At 73.8% G+C, this 20,176-nt stretch carries 16 protein-coding genes and 1 tRNA gene; 7 read left to right on the top strand and 10 right to left on the bottom strand.

All coding sequences use genetic code 11. From position 1 onward, the window contains the following. The first annotated feature begins 174 nt into the window (after positions 1 to 174). Positions 175 to 963, top strand: coding sequence for a DUF6227 family protein (locus ABD973_RS18815; protein ID WP_125821415.1), 789 nt, complete (start codon positions 175 to 177; stop codon positions 961 to 963). A 73-nt stretch (positions 964 to 1,036) separates the two neighbouring features. Here ABD973_RS18815 and pfkB read toward each other — a convergent pair whose 3' ends face one another. Together pfkB and ABD973_RS18805 are read right to left on the bottom strand one after the other, a co-directional pair. Beyond that, positions 1,037 to 1,975, bottom strand: coding sequence for a 1-phosphofructokinase (gene pfkB, locus ABD973_RS18810; protein WP_125821416.1), 939 nt, complete (start codon positions 1,973 to 1,975; stop codon positions 1,037 to 1,039). A 155-nt stretch (positions 1,976 to 2,130) separates the two neighbouring features. Beyond that, the gene (locus ABD973_RS18805; RefSeq protein WP_345501034.1) at positions 2,131 to 3,693 is read right to left on the bottom strand and encodes an MFS transporter; all 1,563 of its coding nucleotides are present in this window, start codon (positions 3,691 to 3,693) and stop codon (positions 2,131 to 2,133) included. Positions 3,694 to 3,755: 62 nt separating this feature from the next. On the opposite strand from ABD973_RS18805, the gene ABD973_RS18800 reads away from it, so the two are divergent. Further along, positions 3,756 to 4,697 (top strand): helix-turn-helix transcriptional regulator, encoded by a 942-nt coding sequence (locus tag ABD973_RS18800; protein WP_125821418.1) that lies wholly within the window; start codon positions 3,756 to 3,758, stop codon positions 4,695 to 4,697. A 145-nt stretch (positions 4,698 to 4,842) separates the two neighbouring features. Here the strand turns inward: ABD973_RS18800 and ABD973_RS18795 are convergent, their stop codons facing one another. Next, positions 4,843 to 5,820 carry a sigma-70 family RNA polymerase sigma factor gene (locus ABD973_RS18795; protein WP_125603666.1) on the bottom strand — a complete coding sequence of 326 codons (978 nt, stop codon included), beginning with the start codon at positions 5,818 to 5,820 and terminating at the stop codon, positions 4,843 to 4,845. Positions 5,821 to 6,363: 543 nt separating this feature from the next. Here ABD973_RS18795 and ABD973_RS18790 point away from each other — a divergent pair. Next, complete coding sequence (locus ABD973_RS18790) at positions 6,364 to 7,017, top strand: Uma2 family endonuclease (protein WP_345501032.1); 654 nt, start codon at positions 6,364 to 6,366, stop codon at positions 7,015 to 7,017. On the opposite strand, the gene ABD973_RS18785 is transcribed toward ABD973_RS18790, so the two are convergent. The 3 genes from ABD973_RS18785 to ABD973_RS18775 form a co-directional block, all read right to left on the bottom strand. Next, on the bottom strand, positions 7,014 to 7,796 hold the full coding sequence (locus ABD973_RS18785) for a dioxygenase family protein (protein WP_125824036.1): 783 nt from the start codon (positions 7,794 to 7,796) through the stop codon (positions 7,014 to 7,016). The genes ABD973_RS18790 and ABD973_RS18785 overlap by 4 nt on opposite strands. A gap of 147 nt (positions 7,797 to 7,943) precedes the next feature. Then, on the bottom strand, positions 7,944 to 9,485 hold the full coding sequence (locus ABD973_RS18780) for an MFS transporter (RefSeq protein WP_345501030.1): 1,542 nt from the start codon (positions 9,483 to 9,485) through the stop codon (positions 7,944 to 7,946). A 123-nt stretch (positions 9,486 to 9,608) separates the two neighbouring features. Further along, the gene (locus ABD973_RS18775) at positions 9,609 to 10,265 is read right to left on the bottom strand and encodes a TetR/AcrR family transcriptional regulator (protein WP_125821421.1); all 657 of its coding nucleotides are present in this window, start codon (positions 10,263 to 10,265) and stop codon (positions 9,609 to 9,611) included. A 282-nt stretch (positions 10,266 to 10,547) separates the two neighbouring features. Here ABD973_RS18775 and ABD973_RS18770 point away from each other — a divergent pair, with 282 nt between their 5' ends. The 3 genes from ABD973_RS18770 to ABD973_RS18760 all read left to right on the top strand — a co-directional run bounded on the left by ABD973_RS18770 (position 10,548) and on the right by ABD973_RS18760 (position 13,520). Continuing rightward, the gene (locus tag ABD973_RS18770; RefSeq protein ID WP_125603662.1) at positions 10,548 to 11,825 is read left to right on the top strand and encodes a M6 family metalloprotease domain-containing protein; all 1,278 of its coding nucleotides are present in this window, start codon (positions 10,548 to 10,550) and stop codon (positions 11,823 to 11,825) included. A gap of 186 nt (positions 11,826 to 12,011) precedes the next feature. After that, positions 12,012 to 12,494, top strand: coding sequence for a RidA family protein (locus ABD973_RS18765; RefSeq protein WP_007264664.1), 483 nt, complete (start codon positions 12,012 to 12,014; stop codon positions 12,492 to 12,494). A gap of 54 nt (positions 12,495 to 12,548) precedes the next feature. Continuing rightward, positions 12,549 to 13,520, top strand: coding sequence for an endonuclease/exonuclease/phosphatase family protein (locus tag ABD973_RS18760; protein ID WP_345501028.1), 972 nt, complete (start codon positions 12,549 to 12,551; stop codon positions 13,518 to 13,520). Here ABD973_RS18760 and ABD973_RS18755 read toward each other — a convergent pair. After that, on the bottom strand, positions 13,474 to 14,718 hold the full coding sequence (locus ABD973_RS18755; protein ID WP_345501026.1) for a cytochrome P450 family protein: 1,245 nt from the start codon (positions 14,716 to 14,718) through the stop codon (positions 13,474 to 13,476). The two genes, ABD973_RS18760 and ABD973_RS18755, sit on opposite strands and share 47 nt — an antisense overlap. A 147-nt stretch (positions 14,719 to 14,865) precedes the next feature. On the opposite strand from ABD973_RS18755, the gene ABD973_RS18750 reads away from it, so the two are divergent. Beyond that, positions 14,866 to 14,938, top strand: a tRNA-Arg gene (locus ABD973_RS18750). Positions 14,939 to 15,000: 62 nt separating this feature from the next. On the opposite strand, the gene ABD973_RS18745 is transcribed toward ABD973_RS18750, so the two are convergent. The 3 genes from ABD973_RS18745 to ABD973_RS18735 form a co-directional block, all read right to left on the bottom strand. Next, on the bottom strand, positions 15,001 to 15,204 hold the full coding sequence (locus ABD973_RS18745; protein WP_241253275.1) for a hypothetical protein: 204 nt from the start codon (positions 15,202 to 15,204) through the stop codon (positions 15,001 to 15,003). A gap of 88 nt (positions 15,205 to 15,292) precedes the next feature. Next, positions 15,293 to 17,062 (bottom strand): MFS transporter, encoded by a 1,770-nt coding sequence (locus tag ABD973_RS18740; protein ID WP_386382301.1) that lies wholly within the window; start codon positions 17,060 to 17,062, stop codon positions 15,293 to 15,295. An 83-nt stretch (positions 17,063 to 17,145) separates the two neighbouring features. Beyond that, entirely contained in the window at positions 17,146 to 20,130 is a 2,985-nt protein-coding gene (locus ABD973_RS18735; RefSeq protein ID WP_345501023.1) for a D-alanyl-D-alanine carboxypeptidase, read from the bottom strand. Positions 20,131 to 20,176 lie beyond the last annotated feature (46 nt).

The raw sequence follows: 20,176 nt of genomic DNA, 5'->3' as shown, positions 1-20,176 counted from the left end.
CAATGTGACGGACCGCCGCGAACCCGGGCCATCCGTACCCAACTTGACCTGAAGGTGTGGCGGGAACCCCTGATGCTTCCCGGACGTTTTACCGAATCCCGGACGTGATGTCAGCACCAGGGGCTACGTTGTGCTTCCGCGAAGTGACAAGCAGCGACGGCCTGGAGACCCACCTTGAGCGATCCGTACGAGACAACCGAGGCGCACCTCGAGCGACTCCTGGGCCGCGCCCTCAACTCCTTCGACCTGCCGGACAGGTTGGTCGAGCGCCTCGGCACGGCGCTCGCCCACAGCTCTTCGCTGTACACCACCCACCACAGCCCGTCGGCGGGGCTGTGGCGGGAGACCCACCGGCACACCTACCTGCTGCCCGACGGGGAGGCGGCGTCCCTGTGGGAGCTGGCCTACCGGCTCGGGGGCGACCGCGGCACCCGGCACGAGGTGTTCGAGAGCAAGGACGGGCTGGGGCTGGCGGTGGCCCGGCTGTTCGGGGAGTCCCCGGCGGATCCGGTGCTGCCCGAGGCCCCCGGGCCGGGCGACGGGGAGGGGGACGGCGACGACGGCCTGGAGGGTGATCTGGCGGTGCTGAGCGCGCTGTTCGCGGCTCCCTCGCCCCAGCAGCGCCGCCGCGAGTACACGGTGGAGCAGTCCGCCGACCACGCCCGTCGGGTGCTGCGCCGCGCGGAGAACGCCGACCGGCCGGGCGAGGCGGTGGCGGTGCTGCTGCGCTCGGCGTACGCGCACCACATCACGCAGGCGTTCGGCGGCCGGCAGTGCCTGGCCGACGGGCGGGACGCCGGTTTCAGCCTGTACGAGCACGCCTTCGTACTGCTGGACGGGAGCGAGTTCAGCCTGTGGGAGGTCGAGCACACGGCGACTCCGGACGGGCGGCACATGTGCGAGGTCTACGACAGCGAGGCCGCCGCGCGCGGGGCGATGGAGGTGCGGGCCCGGGTCCGCTGACGCGGGGCCGCCGGCGGCGGACGGCCGGCGGTCAAGGTCGCGGTGGCCGTCGCCGTGTCGGCCGCGGTGGCCGTCAGCCGGCCGACAGCGGGAGGTCCAGCGGCAGGTCCCGGGTGATGCGGACGGACTCGGGGCGCAGGTCCGCCGGGCCCGGCATGACGCTCCCCGGCAGCTGTACGGCGGCCGCGCCGTGGGCGAGGGCCGCGGCGAGGGCGGCGGGGCCGTCGCCCCCGGCGGTCAGGAAGCCCGCGAGGGCGGCGTCGCCGGCCCCGACGTCGCTGCGGACCGCCGTGACGGGGGCCGTGCCGTGGTGGGCGCCGTCGGCGGTGACCAGGAGCTGCCCCTGCGCGCCGAGGGAGGCCAGGACGGCGCCGGCGCCGCGCCTGACGAGTTCCTCGGCGGCCTTGACGGCGTCGCCGAGGGTGGACAGTGGGCGGCCCGCGGCCTCGGCGAGCTCGGCGGCGTTCGGCTTGACGACGTCGGGGCGGGCGGGCAGGGCCGCCGCCAGGGCGGGGCCGGAGGTGTCCAGGGCGACGCGGGCCCCGGTCTCCCGGGCGCGGGCGACGAGTTCGGCGTACCAGCGGTGGTCCAGGCCGGGCGGCAGGCTGCCGCAGCAGGCGACCCAGTCGGCCCCGGCGGAGCCGCGGACGGTGTCGAGCAGGAGGCCGGACTCCTGGGCGGAGAGCTCCGGGCCGGCCGCGTTGATCTTCGTGAGGGTGCCGTCCGGTTCCACGACGGCGATGTTGGAGCGGGTCAGGCCGGCGATGGAGACGGCGGTGACGTCCACACCCTCGGCGGTGAGCAGCTCCAGGAGCAGGGTGCCGGCGGAGCCGCCCAGCGGGAGGACCGCCGTGGTGGAGCCGCCCCCCGCCGCGACGGCCCGGGAGACGTTGACCCCCTTGCCGCCCGGGTCCACCCGCTCCCCCGCGGCCCGGAGCACCGCGCCGCGATCCAGCGAGGGGACCTCGTAGGTCCGGTCGAGGGAGGGGTTGGGGGTGACCGTGAGGATCATTGCGAGCCGCCTGTGGATTCGTGTCCGTTCGATACCTGATTCCGCCGCTTCGCCCGACCCTATGCAGGGAACCGGGGGAGAACAAAGAAAAACGGACATGCCCGCTCGGGGAGCGGGCATGTCCGCACGTCCCGGCCGCGGCCAGGGGCGGGCCGTCAGTGGGCGCCCTCCACGGCTCCCTCGCGCTCCGACATCGGGATCTGCCGACGCGGCAGCACGAACATCACCGCGAAGATCACCACGAGGACCGCCACGACCCACCACAGCGCTCCGCGGAAGGCCTCCGCGTACGGCACCCCGAAGATCCGGTCGTCCTCGATGGACCCGAAGAAGACGACGGAGGTCAGCGCGAGGCCGAGCGCGTTGCCCGTCTGGCCGGTGGTGTTGATCAGGCCGGACGCGGAGCCCGCGTGCTCGCGCGGCACCTGGGACAGGATGGTGTCGTTCAGCGGGGCGACGATCAGGCCCATGCCGACGCCCATCACGATCAGGGGGGCGGCCATCTGCCAGGAGCTGATCCCCATGCCGTAGCGGTCGGCTTCCCAGATGTACAGGAGCAGGCCCGCGGCCATGACCAGCGCGCCGGCCTGGAGCACCTTGCGGCCGAACCGCGGGACGAGCTTCTCGACCGAGACGCCGGCCGCGACGGAGACGGCGATGGAGAAGGGGATGCCGGTGCTGCCCGCGTGCAGCGGGGTCCAGCCCAGGCCCATCTGCATGTACAGCGTCCAGACGAGGAAGAAGATGCCGGTCGCGAGGCCGAAGGCCAGCTGGACCGTGATGCCGCCGGCGAAGCTCTTGATCCGGAAGAGGGAGAGCTCGACGAGCGGGGACCCGTCCTTCTTGATCTTGTGCTTCTCGTAGCCGATGAAGACGGCGAAGACGACCGGCGACGCGATCATGCAGGCGAAGCCCCAGAGCGGCCAGTCGTTCTCCCGGCCCTGGGTGAGCGGGTAGATCAGCATGACCAGCGCGAGCGTGGCGAGGACGACGCCCACCAGGTCCAGGCGCAGGGCCTTGGGGGCCTTGGACTCGGAGATGAACGCGCGGCCCATGAGCACCGCGGCGATGCCGACGGGCAGGTTGATCAGGAAGATCGTGCGCCATTCGAGGCCGAAGAGGTCCCACTCGGTGAGGAGCGCGCCGAGCATCGGCCCCGAGACCGCTCCGAGTCCGACGATCGCGCCGAACATGCCGAAGACCTTGCCGCGCTCGTGCGGCGGGAAGGTGACGTGGATGATCGCGAGGACCTGCGGGACCATCAGGGCCGCCATGGCGCCCTGGAGGAGGCGGGAGGCGACGAGCATGGCCGGGTCGGGCGCGATGCCGCAGAGCAGCGAGGCGACGGTGAAGCCGGCGACGCCGGCGAGGAAGAGGCGCTTGCGGCCGTAGATGTCACCGAGACGGCCGCCGGTGATCAGGCCGGCGGCGAAGGCGAGCGCGTAGCCGGCGGTGATCCACTGGATGGCACTCGTCGACGCGCCGAAGTCCTGGCGCATGCTGGGTATCGCGATGTTGACGATCGTGACGTCGACCAGGTCCATGAAGGACGCGGTCATCACGATGGCGAGCGCCAGCCAGCGGCGGCGGTCGCCCGGGGCGGCGGCGTCGTCGCCGGGGGCGGCTGGTGCGGGTGCTGCTACGGCGGGTGCGTTCCGCTCTTCTGGGACGGGCCCGTTCTCTCTTTCGGGCGATGCCATGGACGTCTCGGTGCTCATGGAGGCAAACCTAGACGGCATGTAGGCCAGGACGTGTCCTACTTACCTGGCTATCTTGAAGTATGAACGACACCCCCGCCCGGCTGCTCACCCTGCTGTCCCTGCTCCAGACCCCGCGCGAGTGGCCGGGCAGCGAGCTGGCGCAGCGGCTCGGGGTGAGCCCGCGGACCATCCGGCGGGACATCGAGCGGCTGCGGGACCTGGGATACCCGGTGGAGGCCACGCTGGGCGCGGTCGGCGGCTACCGGCTGGTGGCGGGGGCGGCGATGCCGCCGCTGCTGCTCGACGACGAGGAGGCCGTGGCCATCGCCGTCGGGCTGCGGGCGGGGGCCGGGCACGCCGTCGAGGGGGTGGAGGAGGCGTCCGTACGCGCCCTCGCGAAGCTCGAGCAGGTCCTGCCGGCGCGGCTGCGGCACCGGGTGGGCGCCCTGCAGTCGGCGACGGTCGCGGTGACCCGGGGCGACGGGCCGAGCGTGGACCCGCGGACGCTGACGGCGATGGCGGGGGCGGTGGCGGGGCCGGAGCGGCTGAGGTTCGCGTACCGGGCGCGGGACGGGGTGGACTCGCGCCGGCTGGTGGAGCCGTACCGGCTGGTGAGCACCGGGAGCCGCTGGTACCTCGTCGCCTACGACCTGGAGCGGGAGGACTGGCGCACCTTCCGGGTGGACCGGGTGAGCGAGCCCTTCGCGACGGGGGCCCGGTTCACGCCGCGGCCGCTGCCGATGGAGGCGGCCGAGTTCGTCCGGCGCGCGCTGCGGGGTGAGCGGACGTACCCGGTCGACGTGTCCTTCGCCGCGCCGCCCGAGGAACTGCCGGCGTGGCTGCGCGAGGCGGCCGCCCCGGAGGCGGGCGGGGCGCGGGTGCGCTTCGAGAGCGGGGACGCGCCGGAGTGGCTGGCGGCCCGGATGGCGCTGACGGGGCTGGACTTCACGGTGCGCGGGCCGGACGCCCTGGCGGAGGCGGCCGGGGCGCTGGGTGCGCGGCTGACCCGGGCGGGGGCCTGAGGGGGGCGGTCCGGGCGGGGGCCTGAGGGCGGCCGGGCAGGGACCTGAGGGCGGTCCGGGGCAGGGGGGGGAGCCCCGGCGCCTGGGGGGGGGTGGCACCGGGGCTCGTCCGGGAGGGAGCGGGGGCGCGCGGGCGGCGGGCCGGTCAGGCCACGGCGTCGAAGCCGGTGTCGCGGGCCATGCGCTTGAGCTCCAGCAGGGCGTGCTTCTCGATCTGGCGGATCCGCTCGCGGGTCAGGCCGTGCTGCTTGCCGACCTCGGTCAGGGTCCGCTCGCGGCCGTCCTCGATGCCGTAGCGCATCTTGATGATGGAGGCCGTGCGCTGGTCGAGCTTGCCGAGGAGGTCCTCCAGCTCCTCGCTGCGCAGCAGGGACAGCACGGACTGTTCGGGCGAGATCGCGGAGGTGTCCTCCAGCAGGTCGCCGAACTGGGTGTCGCCCTCGTCGTCGACCGACATGTTGAGGCTGACCGGGTCGCGCGCCCAGTCCAGGACGTCGCCCACGCGCTTCTCGGTGGTGTCGAGTTCGGCGGCGATCTCGGCGTGCTCCGGGTCGCGGCCGTTCTCGCGGTTGAACTCGCGCTGGATGCGGCGGATCCGGCCGAGCTCCTCCACGAGGTGGACGGGGAGGCGGATGGTGCGGGACTGGTCCGCGATGGAGCGGGTGATGGCCTGGCGGATCCACCACGTGGCGTACGTGGAGAACTTGAAGCCCTTGGCGTAGTCGAACTTCTCGACGGCCCGGACCAGGCCGGCGTTGCCCTCCTGGATGAGGTCGAGCAGGGGCAGGCCGCTGCGGGGGTAGCGGCGGGCGACGGCCACGACCAGGCGGAGGTTGGACCGGATGAAGACTTCCTTGGCGCGCTCGCCTTCGGCGGCCAGGGCTTCCAGCTCCTCGCGGGCGGGCATCTCCCCGTCACGCTCTATCTCGCCGTCGAGGATCTGCCGGGCGTACACGCCCGCCTCGATGATCTGCGAGAGCTCCACTTCCCTGGCGGCGTCGAGCAGCGGGGTGCGCGCGATCTCGTCGAGGTACATGCCGACCAGGTCGCGGTCGACGATTTCCCCGCCCGCAGCGCGGGCGCTGCTCGTGGACTGACGACGGGCGACGGCGCGGGTTGCCATGCGTGCTCCCTTGCGATGCGATGAATCGGTCGCGGTGCGTCCTCGGACACTCTTCCGAGTGCCCGCTTCCGAAAGGAAACAACGACTGGAATCGGGACAGAATTCCCACGCTGGTCTCCCTTTTGCGAGATCTTGCAGTATCCTGCCCCGCCACCCCTCGGACCGGGGGACGGCGATCTCCTGCGAGAACCCGGGAACGCGCAGGTCAGGCCGGTCCTGAGGGCCGGCGCCGAGGTACCCGCGGAGCCGTGCGGCGACGGCGTCCGTGAGACGGCCGTCACATCCGCCACTCCCGGTTCGAGCCGGGGCGGTGCCACCCGCGGGGGCGTTCCCACCCTGAAGACGGGCCGCGCCCGCTCCTGGTTGCCTGGACCGGCGATCGAATCGCTGAAAACAAGACAAGGTGCGGCAAGGCGCCCTATATCACCCCAAGGCGGCGAACGCGTGTCGTACGTGCGCCCGTCCGGGTGATTCGGCCCTCGTCCGGGTGAAGCGCGGGCATATTCCTACGGCATGCCCCGCTCCGGCCGTAGCGTGCCGGGGGTGATCGCACACATCCCGCGGCCGTCCCGCACCGCGGCGCCGACGAGCGCCCGTCCCGAGGCAGACCCCGATCTCGACAAGGCCCTCTGGCGGGCCTGGCAGGCCATCGACCCGCCCGAGACGTTCCGCGTCGAGATCGTGGAGGGGCTGATCGAGATGTGGCGGGTGGGGCGGCCGTTCACGCACGCCCTCACCGCGAACCGGCTGCGGTCCCGGCTGGCCTCCCACCTGGACGGGGGCCCGTACGCCCCCTACATGGCGATGTACGTGGTCGGCGGCTACCAGGCCTGGGCGCCGGACGTGCTCCTCGCCCCGGACGACCTCACCGGGCACGCCGCCCGGGGGGAGCTGGGCATCAAGGCGTCGAGCGTGCCCCTGGTGGCCGAGGTCGTCGCCCCGGGCCCGCAGGACGTCGCGCGGGACCGGGTCCGCAAGCGCCGCGCGTACGCCCGGGCCGGGATCCCGGTCTACGTGATCGTCGACGACTACGACGGCCACGGCACGGTCAGCTTGCTGACCGGCCCCGTCCCCGACGAGGCGCGGTACGCGGGCGAGGTGCGGGCCCCGTACGGGACCTCGGTGGTCGTGCCCGAGGGGCCGGCCCGGGGCTTCGTGATCGGCGAGCAGGTCACCGGGCCCGCCCGCGTCCCCTAGGCGGCCCGGCCGGGTGCGGCACCGAACTGGACGGAGCGCTTCGACAGGCCCATCCAGAAGCCGTCCACCGGGGTGTGCTGGGCGGCGAGGTCGGATCCGGCGGCCCCGAGGGTGACGAAGAGCGGGGCGAAGTGCTCCGTGCGGGGGTGGGCCAGGCGGCCCGCCGGGGACTTGGCCTCGAAGTCGAGCAGGGCGTCGACGTCCTGCGCGGCCAGCGCCTCGCGGCCCCAGTGGTCGAACTCCGCCGACCAGCCGGGCACTCCCGGCCCGGTGTGCCGCAGCGCGGCCAGGTTGTGGGTGAAGAAGCCGCTCCCGACGATCAGGACGCCCTCGTCGCGCAGCGGGGCCAGCTTGCGGCCGATGTCCATCAGCCGGGCCGGGTCCAGCGTGGGCAGGGAGATCTGGAGGACGGGTATGTCGGCCTCCGGGTACATCTCGACGAGCGGGACGTACGCGCCGTGGTCCAGGCCGCGGTCCGGGATGTCCTGGACCGGGGTGCCGGGCGCCTTGAGCAGGGCGCGCACCGAGGCGGCGAGCTCCGGGGCGCCCGGGGCCCCGTACCGCACCCGGTAGTAGTGCTCGGGGAAGCCCCAGAAGTCGTAGACGAGCGGGACGGCCTCGACGGCGCCGAGCGCCAGCGGGGCCTCCTCCCAGTGCGCGGAGACCATCAGGATCGCGCGCGGCCGGGGCAGGGCCGCCGACCAGGCGGCGAGCTCGGCCGGCCAGAGCGGGTCGTCGGCGAGCGGCGGGGCCCCGTGGCTGAGGTACAGCGCCGGCATGCGGGAGGTCTCGGTGGTCACGGGGGCGCTCCTCGGGCTGGGTCGTGGGTGCGTGCGGTGCGGGGTCCCTCGAAAAGACTAACCCCGTCTCGTTCAAATTTGAACGAGACGGGGTGGTCAGTCATTCCCGCACGCGGTACCGCCCCGTCAGTGGGCGATCACCGGAACCTTGAACTCGGCGTCCTCGCCGGCGCCCGAGCCGGAGGCGACCGGGCCGCCGTGGCCCGGACGGCCGGTGTTGATCAGCGTGAACGCGATGGCCGAGCTGGCGACGAGGATGCCGACGGCCCACCAGATCGCGGACGAGTAGCCCTCGACCATGGCCTGCGCCTGCACCAGCTTCCCGGCCGGGCCGCCCGCCGCGGCCTCGGCCGCGTGGTCGGTCAGGTAGGCGGTGGTCGCGGACGCGGCGATGGTGTTCAGCAGGGCGGTGCCGATCGCGCCGCCCACCTGCTGCGAGGTGTTGACCATGGCCGAGGCCACGCCGGCGTCGGCCGGGTCGACCCCGTACGTCGACAGGGACATGGCCGGCATGAAGGCCGTGCCCATGCCGAGGCCCAGCAGCAGCTGCGCGGGCAGGATCAGCGCCGGGTAGGAGGAGCCGACCTCCAGCTGCGTCAGCATCAGCATGCCGGCGCCGGCGAGCAGGAAGCCGGGGCCCATCAGCAGGCGCGGGGCGACCCGGGTCATCAGGCGGGCGCCGATCTGGGTGGAGCCCGTGATCATGCCCGCGATCATCGGCAGGAAGGCGAAACCGGTCTTGACCGGCGAGAAGCCCTTCACGACCTGGAGGTAGTAGGTGAGGAAGAGGAACAGGCCGAACATGGAGATGACGGCCAGGCCCAGCGAGAGGTAGACACCGCCGCGGTTGCGCTCCAGCAGGACGCGCAGCGGCAGCAGCGGGGACTTCACCCGGGACTCGACGAACACGAAGGCGGCGAGGAGCAGCGCCGAGGCGACGAACATGGCCACGGTGACCGTGTCCGACCAGCCGGCGGACTCGGCGCGGGTGAAGCCGTAGACGAGGGCGACCAGGCCCAGGGTCGAGAGGATCACGCCGGGGACGTCGAGGCGGGCGCTGTTGCGCGAGCCGGCCGGCTCGCGGATGACCAGCCAGGCGCCGACGGCCGCGACGACCGCGAAGGGGATGTTGACGAAGAAGGTCCAGCGCCAGTTGAGGTACTCGGTGAGGAACCCGCCGAGGATCAGGCCGACGGCGCCGCCGCCGCCCGCGATAGCGCCGTAGATGCCGAAGGCCTTGGCGCGCTCCTTGGCGTCGGTGAAGGTGACCGCGAGCAGGGAGAGCGCGGCCGGGGCGAGGAGCGCGCCGAAGGCACCCTGGAGGGCGCGGGCGCCCAGCATCATGGCCTCGCCGGTCGCGGCGCCGCCGAGGGCGGAAGCCAGGGCGAAGCCGACCAGGCCGACGACGAAGGCGTTCTTGCGGCCCCACTTGTCGGCGATGCGGCCGCCGAAGAGGAGCAGGCCACCGAAGGCCAGCGCGTACGCGGTGATGACCCACTGGCGGTTGCCGTCGGAGATGCCGAGGTCGGTCTGGGCGGAGGGGAGGGCGATGTTCACGATGGTCGCGTCGAGGACGACCATCAGCTGCGCCAGGGCGATGAAGACCAGGGCCTTCCAGCGGCTGGGGTCGACGGCAGCCGGCGCGGTGCTCGCGGCTGTTTTCGGCATGGGGGTACCCACTTCACTGTGCGGATGACTGAAAAATTACTGAATGTCGGAAAACGAAGTCTGGGGCTGACGAATGGGGCTGACGAAGTCCCGGGCTGACGAAGTCCTGGGCTCTGGGAGGTCTCAGTTCCGGGGCATGCGCCTCAGGTCGTCCAACGTGGCTGCCGTGCCGGGCAGTTCGGACCGGGCCGGGGCCCGCAGGCCGTCCAGGAAGAGCTGGAGGTGGCGGTGGACGAACCGCTCCACGCCCAGGCAGTCGGTCCCCGGCAGGGGGCGGCTGAGCTGGGACAGCGCGACCATCAGGTCGCCGACGCCGATGTCGGCGCGGAGCAGGCCGCCGCCCTGGCCGGCGTCCACCAGCCGCTCCACGGCCGCCTCCAACGCGGCGCGGGCGGCGAGGAGTTCGGGGTGTTCGTGATCGAAGCCCGCCGCGAGCATCGGACACAGGGCGCCGATCCGCTCGTCGGCGGCGCCGTGCGTGAAGCGGCAGAGCGCCGCGAAGGCGTCCGGTTCCTCGGCGAGCGCGTCCTCGGCCAGGGCGGTGACCCGGTCCATCACGTAGAGCACCACGTGGTGGACGAGGGCCGCCCGGTCGGGGAAGTGCCGGTACAGGGTGGCGTTGCCGATGCCGGCCCTGCGGGCGATCTCGTCGAGGGGGGCTTCCGCCCCGAACTCGACGAACGCCTCGCGCGCGGCCACCAGGATCCGCTCCCGGTTGCGGACGGCGTCGGCGCGGGGCTTCGGGACCCGTCCGGGCGCCGCGGGGGCGGGACTCTTCATTCCGGTGCCTCCTGGGGCGCGGGATCCGGCGGATCCGTGTCTGCGGCCCCGCCAACCGGGGAGCCGGTCCCCGCTTCGTGGGACTCTCGTTCAAACGGGGATCCAGTCCCCGGTTATTTCACTCGTGAGTGTGAGCTGCGCCACACTCCCAGGAGGGGCTTTTGCCCCGGTCGGATCACATTCGGCGGCTTTCGACGCGCGGGCGTGTCGCAATCGTCGGAGGGTGAGCCCACAGAGAGCAGTCCGGACCCGGCCGGCTGCCGCGGACCGAAGGCGATCTCCATGCCGCAGACCCGCCGCCGGATACGCAGACCCTGTCGCACCAGCGCGTTCATCGGCCTCACCGCGCTGGCCCTGGGCGTCACCGCCACCGCCAGCGGCGGGATATCCGGCCGCGGCCAGTCGGCCGCCGGCCCCGTCGCCACCAGCGCCGAATCCGTGCTGGCACCCTGCCGGATCACCGGGACCATGGGCGTCCAGATGTCGGAGGGCCTGCCCACCCCGCCGGGGTACTCCCGCTCCACCGGCGAGGTCCGCGCGCTGAACCTGATGATCGACTTCCCGGACGCCAAGGGCGAGGGCACGGCCATGGACCGGCTGGCGGAGTTCTTCCCCCAGACCTCCGACTGGTTCCGCACCAGCTCCTACGGCCGCCTCAACTACCGCGCCGAGTCACCGGTGCGGGACTGGCTGCGGATGCCGATGCCGTTCGCGGCGTACGGGATCGAACGCGGGTCCCCGTACGAGCCCGGCTACCGGCAGCTCGTCGAGCACATCGCGAAGGCCGCCGACGCCGAGGTGGACTTCAGCCGGTACGACCTGGTCAACATCCTGGTCACCCCGAACGCCGGCCCGTCCGCCCTGGACACCGTCCTGTCGGTCACCTTCTCCGGCAACGGCGAGGCGCCCATGGCCGACGGGGTCCCGCTCGCCAACACGTCCTTCGTCTACAGCCGCCAGGACGACGGCTCCGGCTCCTACCGGGAGACCGGCTACCGGGTCCTCCCCCACGAGAACGGGCACGTCTTCGGACTGCCCGACCTGTACACGGCCGAGGGCGGCGGCACCGTCGGCCACTGGGACATCATGAGCGAGGACTGGGGCGCCAACAACGACCTCCTCGGCTGGCACAAGTGGAAGCTGGGCTGGCTCGACAGCAGCCAGATCAGCTGCGCCTCCGCCTCCGGCACCAGTGACCACGTCCTGTCCCCGCTGGCCGTCGAGGGCGGCATGAAGCTGGCCTTCGTCCCGCTCTCCGAGAGCGCCGGCTACGCGGTGGAGGTGCGCACCCGCGCCGGCAACGACGAGGCCGTCTGCAAGCCCGGCGTGCTGATCTACAAGGTCGACTCGGACGTGGACACCGGGCGCGGGCCGGTGACCGTCTCCGACAGCGCGAGCGGCAGCGGCGGCTGCACGCGGCGGCCCAACGTGCACGCCGAACTGTCGGACGCGCCGTTCCGGCCGGGCGAGACCTTCACCGACGAGAAGTCGGGCATCACCATCGCCGTGGTGGGCGAGCTCCGCAACGGCCGCTACCAGATCCGCGTGACCCGGCCCTGACGCCCGTGCCCGTGCACTGACGCCCGGCCCCGTGCACTGACGCCCGGCCCCGTGCCCTGACGCCCGGCCCCCTGCCCGCTCCGTCCGCCCGTCCACCCCGTCCGCCCCGTCCGCCCCGTCCGCCCGTCCGCCCGTCCGCCCGTCCGCCCTGCCGGCCAGTCCGGCCCGAGGAGGCCCTCCGTGACCGTGACCCCCACCACCCCCGAGGAACGCCTGGCGGCGGCCGGGCTGGAACTCCCGCCCGCCCCCGCGCCCGTCGCCGTGTACGTACCGGCGGTGGTCAGCGGGCACTACGTCCACACCTCCGGCCAGCTGCCCATGACCGGCGGCGCCCTGCCCGTCACCGGCAAGGTCGGCGCCGGGGTCACCCCTGAACAGGGCAAGGAGCTCGCGCGGCAGTGCGCGCTGAACGCCCTCGCCGCCGTCGCCTCCGTCGCCGGGGACCTGTCGGCCGTCAAGCGGGTGGTGAAGGTCGTCGGCTTCGTCGCGAGCGCCCCCGACTTCACCGGCCAGCCGGGCGTGGTCAACGGCGCGAGCGAGCTGCTCGGCACGGCCTTCGGCGACGCGGGCATCCACGCCCGGAGCGCGGTCGGGGTGGCGGTGCTGCCGCTGGACGCCCCGGTCGAGGTCGAGATCACCGTGGAGCTGCACACGCCGATGGGGGTGTGAGGCCGGCCCGCGCGGAGGCAGAACCTCCGGCGCGCCGGGCGCGTCACCCGGGGCATGACCCCGTACGTGACACCCCGCCGCCGGGGAGCCGCGGCCCGGCTCCGCCCTCCCCGCGGGGGCGCGGTCGCGGCCCTCGCCGTCCTGACCGCCCTGGTCCTGGTGGCACACCCCTGGCTGCCCGGCGGGCCGGCGCACGGCAACCCCCGCAGCCTCGTACAGACCTTCCTGCCCTGGACCGCCCTCGCGGTGCCCGTCCTGCTCGCCGCCGCCCTGCTGCGCCGCTCCCGGGGCGCCCTGGCCGCCGTACTGCTGCCCGCCCTGGCCTGGGCGTGGGCGTACGGGCCCGCCCTGGGCGACGGCTCGCGGGGCGGGCCGGCCGACTTCAGCGTCGTCACGCACAACGTCGACGACGCCAACCCCGACCCGGCGGGCACCGCCCGCGCCGTCGCCGCCTCGGGGGCGCAGCTGATCGCCCTCCAGGAGCTGACGCCGCCCGCGCTGGACGCGTACGAGCGGGAGCTGGCCGCGAGCCACCCGTACCACGTGGTGCGGGGCACGGTCGGGCTGTGGAGCACCTTCCCGCTGCGGGACGCGGACGCCACCCCGATCGTGCCGTGGCGGCTCCTGCTGCGCGCCACCGCCGACACCCCGAAGGGGCCGCTCACCGTGTACGTGGCCCACCTGCCCTCCGTCCGGCTGGGCACCGGCGGCTTCGCCACGGAGAACCGCGACGAGGCCGCCCGCAACCTCGCCGCCCGGCTGCGGGAAGGGCCGGGCGGGCGGACCCTGCTGGTCGGGGACTTCAACGGCACCACGGACGACGGCGCGCTCGCCCCGGTGACGCGGGGCTTCACCGCCGCGCAGGAGGAGGCGGGCGCCGGCTTCGGCCTCAGCTGGCCGGCCCGGTTCCCGGTCGCCCGGATCGACCAGATCCTGCTGCGGGGCGGGCTGACCCCGGTCTCGGTGTGGACCCTGCCCGCTACCGCGAGCGACCACCTGCCGGTGGCGGCGTCGCTGCGGTACTGACCGGCAGGGCGCGCAGCGCGTGGAACCTGAAGGTGGTGGTCCACGCCAACTCGGTCGCCGGCACGGCGAGTCGGAGCTCCGGCAGACCGTGCAGCAGGGCGCCGAGGCCGAGGGTGAGCTGCGTGCGGGCGAGGGCCGCGCCGAGGCAGTAGTGGAGCCCGTTCCCGAGCGCGAGGTGGGCCTTGTCGGCGCGGGTGACGTCGAAGCGGTCCGGGTCCGGGTACCGGGCGGGGTCGCGGTGGGCGGCGCCGAGCGAGAGGAGCACGGTGTCGCCGGCGGGGACGCGTACGCCGCCGATCTCGACGGGCTCGGTCGGGAAGCGGCGGATGGCGGTGTGGTTGGCGAGGGAGTGGCGCAACAGCTCCTCGACGGCCTCGGGCATGAGCTCGGGCTTCCGCCGCAGCAGGTCCGCCTGCTCGGGATGGGTGAGCAGGGTGAACAACCCGTTGCCCAGCAGGTGCTGGACGTTCTCACTGCCCGCCATGAGGATCAGGAAGGCGAGCGAGACGAGTTCGTCCTCGCTCAGCCGGTCGTCGACGTCGCGGGCGGCGATCAGGCCGGACAGGACGTCCGCACCCGGCGCGGCGCGCCGCTCGGCGACCAGTGCGGTGAAGAACCGGTGGATCTCCCCGACGGCGCGGGCGAGTTCCTCGCGGCCGGCCGGGTCGAGCATCGTCAGGACCCACCCGGAGAACCGCTCACGGTCCGCCTCCGGGACGGCGAAGAGGTCGCCGATGACCTTCAGCGGGAGCGGCCTGGCGAACTCGGCGACCACGTCGGCCGTCCCGTCCTCCGCGACCCGGGCGGCGAGCCGGCCGGCGAACAGGTCCACCGCGGCCCGGATCGACGTGCGCATCCCCTCGACGTGCCGGGGCGTGAACCCCTGCGCGACCAGCCGGCGCAGCCGCAGGTGGTCGTCGCCGTCCATGTTGAGCAGGTTGGCGTCGAGCGCCGGCGGCAGCGCGAACCCCTTGAACCCGTCCCCGGCGTGCCGCTTGTCCACCGACAGCCGCGGATCGGCGAGCCCCCGGCGCACGTCGGCCTCGTGCGTGACCAGCCACACCGCCGACCCGTCGGGCAGCGCGACCCGGTGCACGGACCCCTGCGCGCGCAACCGCGCGTATACGGCGTACGGATCGTCCCGGAACCCCTCCCCGAACGGCTGCGGCAGAACCCCCACGTCAACGCCCCCGGCCATGACACCCCCACCCCTCGCCGACGGCCCCGCGCACGCCGGATCATGGACCCAGGTTAAGAGGCGCCACCCGCACCCCACGATCCGCTAGGCTGTTGAGCGGTCAGCCGAGGACCGGGCCGCAACACCGGGCCGGGTCCGGGCAGTCCCGCCTTCGTAGCTCAGGGGATAGAGCACCGCTCTCCTAAAGCGGGTGTCGCAGGTTCGAATCCTGCCGGGGGCACGTGTGCGGAGACCCCCAGTCCGGTGTGGCTGGGGGTCTTCGGCGTTCGGGGCGGCGGGGGGTCAGCTGAGGCCTCTGCTGCGTTCGCCGATGCGGTCGCCCTGGGGGGTGCCGGCGCGCTTGAGGGCCGCCTTGGTGTGGGCGCCGCCCTTCACCTTGCTGCGGACCGGGCCCTCGAAGCCGTGGGCCTGGGTCCGGGGCTGCTGGAGGCGGTCCGTCGCCTTCGCGATGGCCGTCTGGACGTCCTGCTTCTTCTCTTTGCTCATCCCGTCGTCAACTCCCTCGGGAAGCACCCAATCGGTTCACATCGGATTAATGGGATCGTATGCATAGATTAGGCCCGATGCACCTGGATCAGGGGGCGGGGAAGGGGACCGGCTGTTCCGGGCACGGCGTGCCGCGCGGGAGCTGGTACTTCGCCGAGACCCGGTACTCCCCCGGCGCCGGGGCCAGCAGCTCCGTCCAGACGTCCCCGGCGGCGTCCGGGGCCGCCTTGGACAGGCAGCCGGACGTGTTCGCGTCCCGGGGCGGCGCTACGGGCTTCCCCGCGCCGTCCACCAGGCCCAGCCACGGGGAGTGCGGGATCCGCACCAGTACGCGGCCGGGCGCCGAGACCTCCAGCACCAGCTGGTCCGCGCCCGCCCGGACCACCCGCGCGGGCCCCGAGACCAGGCTCGCGGGGGCGTCCACGCGCAGCAGCCGCCAGTTCTCGTCGCCCCACACCTGGCTCAGGTACGGCAGGCCCCCGCGCACGAGCGCCGCCTCCGCCTCCCCGCCCGAGTCGGGCTTGTCGGCGGGCAGCACCACGTAGTGCACGGCCCAGCGGTCCAGCCAGTCCCGGTAGCTCTCGGCGGTGAGGGTGTCGTCGTAGAAGAGCGGGTTGCGCTCGAGGTCGGCCTGCCGGTTCCAGCCGCGCGCGAGGTTCACGTACGCGGGGAAGGCCGAGGACTCGCGGTGGCTGCTGGCGGGGACCACCTCGACCCGGCCCCGGTCGGCGCCCGCCTTGCCGAGCTGGTCGACCAGCGGGGCCAGCTCGCGGTTCCAGGCGGCCACCGGGGTGGTGCGGACGACGTCGGTGACGCTGTTGGTGGTGATCCAGGCGGTGAGCCCGGCGAAGGCCAGCAGCAGGGCGTACCGGCGCCGGGTGCGCGGGGCCGCGTACGGGAGGGCGGCGAGCAGCACCGCCCCGCCGAACAGCATGACCAGCCGGGTGACGTTGGAGCCGACCTGGGAGTCGATCGCCCAGGTCAGGAACACCCCGAGGGCGTACACGGCGGCGGCCGTCCGGACCGTCCGCCATGTTTTCGGGACGAGGAGGGCGACGGCCAGGCCGAGGAGGAACGGCAGGCCGGCCGAACCGATCCTCATCGGCTGCGTCCCCGAGAAGGGGAACAGCCACGCCGACAGCCCCACGACCGCCACCGGGGCCAGCCCGAGGGCGTACGCGCCCGGCCGCCGCCGGCTCAGGAACAGCGCGGCCGCGACCACCCCGAGGAAGAGCCCCGCCACCGGGCTCGCGGCGGTCGCCAGCCCGGCCAGCGGCGCCGCGACGGCGGCCTTGGCCCAGCGCCGCCGGGCCCACCTGCGGGGCCAGCAGAAGACGGCGGCGACGGCCCCGAGCGCGAAGAGGGTGCCGAGCCCGAAGGTGACCCGGCCCGAGAGGGCGTTGCACAGCAGCCCGTAGACCCCGGCCAGGGCCGGCCACAGGGGGCGCCGGACGGCTCCGCGGCAGCGGGTGAGGATCAGCGCGAGGAGCCCGGCCGAGGCGGTGCCGGCGATCATCATGGTGGTCCGGACGCCGAGCACGTGCATCACGTACGGCGACACCACGCTGTACGAGACCGGGTGCATGCCCCCGTACCAGGCGAGGTTGTACGCCGTGTCGGGGTGCCGGCCGACGAACTCCGCCCACGCGTCCTGCGCGGCGAGGTCCCCGCCGCTGTTGGCGAAGCAGAAGAACCAGACGACGTGCAGGGCCGCCGCCGCGGCGGTCGCCACGAGCACCGGGTGGCGGTGCGCCCAGCCGGGCGTGCGGCGGGGCGGGCGCGCGGGCGCGCCGGGGCCGCGCGGCGGCTCCGGCCGGCCGGCCGGCGCCCCCGTCTGCTGCTGCTCGGCTGTGGTCACGGACGACACCCTCTCGTACGACTGCCAGGACGTGGCACGGCGCCCCGGGGTTGCCCGGGGCGCCGCGCCGCGCCCGCCGGTCGTCAGCCGATCCGGGTCAGCTTGCTGCCGAAGCCCGGGGTCTCCAGCGCGCGCTGGAGCGCCACCGGCACCTTGACCTGGCTGGCGCCGTCGCCGACGGTCAGCACGCCGACCTGGGTCCCGGCCTTCGCCGACTCGGGGATCGCGGTGCCGCCGTCGCCGAGCTTGATGTCCACGGTCAGCGAGGACCAGCCGACGGCCTGGACGTCGGCGGTGGCGACGACCGGGGTGTGACCGCCGAGGCCGTCGTCCACGTAGCCCACGACCTGCCCCTTCTTCACGACGGGCGCGCCCTGGACCTCCTTCTGCGTGGCGATCAGCAGGGAGCGGCTCTGCGCGATGACGGTGTCGATGATCGGCGGCTTGTGCTGCCCGAGGACGGCGCCGACGAGCAGCTGGTTGGTGTCGCCGACCTTCTTCTGCGCGGCGAAGAGGAGGTTTCCGCCGGCCTTGGTCGTCGTACCGGTCTTGATGCCGAGGGAGTCGTTGAACGGGACCAGACGGTTCCAGTTCTGCCAGACCTTGCCGGTCTGGTCGGTCCAGGCGGGCATGCGGGTGATGTCCACCAGCGCCGGGATCTCGACGATCTTCAGGCCCAGCTTCACCTGGTCCTCGGCGGTGGAGACCGTGGTGGCGTCCAGGCCCGAGGGGTCGGTGTAGGTGGTGTTGGTCATGCCGAGTTCCTTGGCGGTGTCGTTCATCTTCTTGACGAACGCCTCCTGGGAACCGGAGTCCCAGCGCGCGAGGAGCCGGGCGATGTTGTTGGCCGACGGGATCATCAGGGCGGCGATCGCGTCGTACTCGGAGATCTTCTCGCCCTCCTTGACCGTGTTGAGGGTGGACTCGTTGTCCGACTTGTCCTTCTGGCCCTCGGTCTCGGCGGTCTTGTCGACGTCGATCATCGCGCCCTTCTCACCCTTCTTGAAGGGGTGGTCGCGCATGATGATGTACGCCGTCATCGACTTCGTGACGCTCGCGATCGGCACCGGCTTCTGCTCGCCGGAGCTGCCGATGGTGCCGAGGCCGGCGGCGGCCATGGAGGCCTGGCCCTCGGTCGGCCAGGGCAGGTTCGGCGCCCCGCCGGAGAAGGTGTACGTGGCCTTCGCGGTCAGCTTGAGCTTCGGCGCGGGCAGCGGGCGCACCAGCTGCACGACGGCGATCACGATGACGAGGAGCAGCACGAGCGGGGCGTAGATCTTGACCCGCCGGACCACGTTCCGCATCGGGGTGGGCGGCGGGGGCGGGTTGTTGGTGAGGTCCGCCAGCATGTCGAGCGGCGGCCGGGGCGGCAGCGGCTGCTGGGTGGTCCGCTCGCTGGGGTCCAGGCTGGGCCGGGCCGGCGGGGGCGGCGGCGGGGTGGGCCGCACCGGGGGCTTGGCGGCCGGGGCGGCCTCGCCCTCGCCGCGCAACGGTACGAAGGTGCTGACGCGGCGGTCGCTGTCGCCCTTGCCCGCGGCGCCGGTGCCTGCGGCGCCGGGCGTGGGGGAGGGCTTCCCGGGCGCGGCGGTGCCGGGGCCTGCGGCGCCGGGGCGGTCCGTGCCGGGCTTGGCCGTGCCGGTGCCTGCGGGGCCGGGGCGGTCGGTGCCGGGCTTGGCCCTCTCGGGCTTCGGGGCGGCGGACTTCCCGGTGTCCGGCTTGACCACGCCGAACGCGGTGGTGCTGGTGTCGGCGGCGGGCTTGCCGGCCGGCTTCCCCTTCTCCGCGTCGGGCGAAGCGGAACCGGGCTTCACGGCGCGGAAGACGGCGGTGCGCTCACTGTCGGAGTCCGCCGGGGGCGCGGCGGGCTTCCCGGCGGCCGCCGAGCCGGAACCCGGCTTCACCGCACGGAAGACCGCGGTGCGCTCGCTGTCGGAGTCCGCCGCGGGTGCGGCCTGCTTCTCCGCCTTCTCCGCCTTCTCCGCGTCCGCGGACGGCTTTTCGGGCGCGGAACCGGAACCCGGCTTCACGGTACGGAAAACCGCGGTGCGCTCGCTGTCGGCGGCGGCCGTACGCGGGTCCCGGCCCGGCTTCGCGGCGGACTTCTCCGCGTCCGCGGACGGCTTCTCGGCTTCGGCCGAAGCGGAACCCGGCTTCACGGTACGGAAGACGGCCGTGCGCTCGCTGTCGGCGGCGGCCGTACGCGGGTCCCGGCCCGGCTTCTCCGCCTCGGGAGCGGGGTCCGACGTCACGACACCGAACGCGGTGGTGCGTACGTCCCCCGACGGCTTCGCGGCAGCGTCAGGCTTCTCCGCCTCACGAGCGGGGTCCGGCTTCACCACGCCGAACGCGGTCGTGCGGACGTCCCCGGACGGCTTCGCCGAACCCGAACCCGGCTTCTCCGGCTCCGGAGCGGGGTCCGGCTTCACCACGCCGAACGCGGTCGTGCGGACGTCCCCCGACGGGTTCGCGGCAGCGTCAGGCTTCTCCGAGGGCGCCGAAGCGGAGGCCGGCTTCTCCGCCTCAGGGGCGGAATCCGGCTTCACCGCGCCGAACGCGGTCGTGCGTACGTCGCCGGACGGCTTCGCGGAAGCGGAACCCGGCTTCTCCGGCTCCGGAGCGGGGTCCGGCTTCACCACGCCGAACGCGGTGGTCCGTACGTCCCCCGACGGCTTCGCCGAAGCGGAGGCCGGCTTCTCCGGCTCCGGGGCGGGGTCCGGCTTCGCCGTGCCGGACGCGGTGGGGCGGGCGTCGCCGGACGGCTTCGCGGGAGCGGAGGGCTCCTCGGAGTCCGCCGAAGGGGAGGCCGGCTTCTCGTCGTCCCGCGGAGCGGACTGGCGGACCACGCCCGCCGCCGGGGTCTTCGGGTCCACCCGACCGGGGGACGGGCGTGACGGGGCGGACCCGGAACCGGACTCCGCGTCCTCCGTCCGCTCACCCGGCTCGTCCGCCGCGACCCACGCCGCCACGGCCTCCTTCAGCGGGTCTCGCGGCTGGAAGACCGACAGCCTCGGGTCCTGCTCCCCGGACGCTCCTTCATCTACCGACTTGTCGGGGGACTCGCCCGCCACCGTTCCTCCTCGATCGCTGTCCGGTCACTGTCCGAACCGTCTAACA

Origin of the sequence: Streptomyces racemochromogenes (assembly GCF_039535215.1) — a bacterium.
Classification (GTDB): Bacteria; Actinomycetota; Actinomycetes; order Streptomycetales; family Streptomycetaceae; genus Streptomyces; species Streptomyces racemochromogenes.
The sequence above is the reverse complement of the archived record's forward strand: the minus strand, read 5'-3'. Positions and strand labels throughout refer to the sequence as shown.

Excerpts from the sequence above, each read along its gene's own strand:
- ABD973_RS18775 (WP_125821421.1), bottom strand. The coding sequence starts at position 10,265 with ATGAAGAGTCCCGCCCCCGCGGCGCCCGGACGGGTCCCGAAGCCCCGC.
- ABD973_RS18770 (WP_125603662.1), top strand. The coding sequence starts at position 10,548 with ATGCCGCAGACCCGCCGCCGGATACGCAGACCCTGTCGCACCAGCGCG.
- ABD973_RS18800 (WP_125821418.1), top strand. The coding sequence starts at position 3,756 with ATGAACGACACCCCCGCCCGGCTGCTCACCCTGCTGTCCCTGCTCCAG.
- pfkB (WP_125821416.1), bottom strand. The coding sequence starts at position 1,975 with ATGATCCTCACGGTCACCCCCAACCCCTCCCTCGACCGGACCTACGAG.
- ABD973_RS18745 (WP_241253275.1), bottom strand. The coding sequence starts at position 15,204 with ATGAGCAAAGAGAAGAAGCAGGACGTCCAGACGGCCATCGCGAAGGCG.
- ABD973_RS18780 (WP_345501030.1), bottom strand. The coding sequence starts at position 9,485 with ATGCCGAAAACAGCCGCGAGCACCGCGCCGGCTGCCGTCGACCCCAGC.
- ABD973_RS18755 (WP_345501026.1), bottom strand. The coding sequence starts at position 14,718 with ATGGCCGGGGGCGTTGACGTGGGGGTTCTGCCGCAGCCGTTCGGGGAG.
- ABD973_RS18805 (WP_345501034.1), bottom strand. The coding sequence starts at position 3,693 with ATGAGCACCGAGACGTCCATGGCATCGCCCGAAAGAGAGAACGGGCCC.
- ABD973_RS18795 (WP_125603666.1), bottom strand. The coding sequence starts at position 5,820 with ATGGCAACCCGCGCCGTCGCCCGTCGTCAGTCCACGAGCAGCGCCCGC.
- ABD973_RS18760 (WP_345501028.1), top strand. The coding sequence starts at position 12,549 with ATGACCCCGTACGTGACACCCCGCCGCCGGGGAGCCGCGGCCCGGCTC.
- ABD973_RS18785 (WP_125824036.1), bottom strand. The coding sequence starts at position 7,796 with ATGCCGGCGCTGTACCTCAGCCACGGGGCCCCGCCGCTCGCCGACGAC.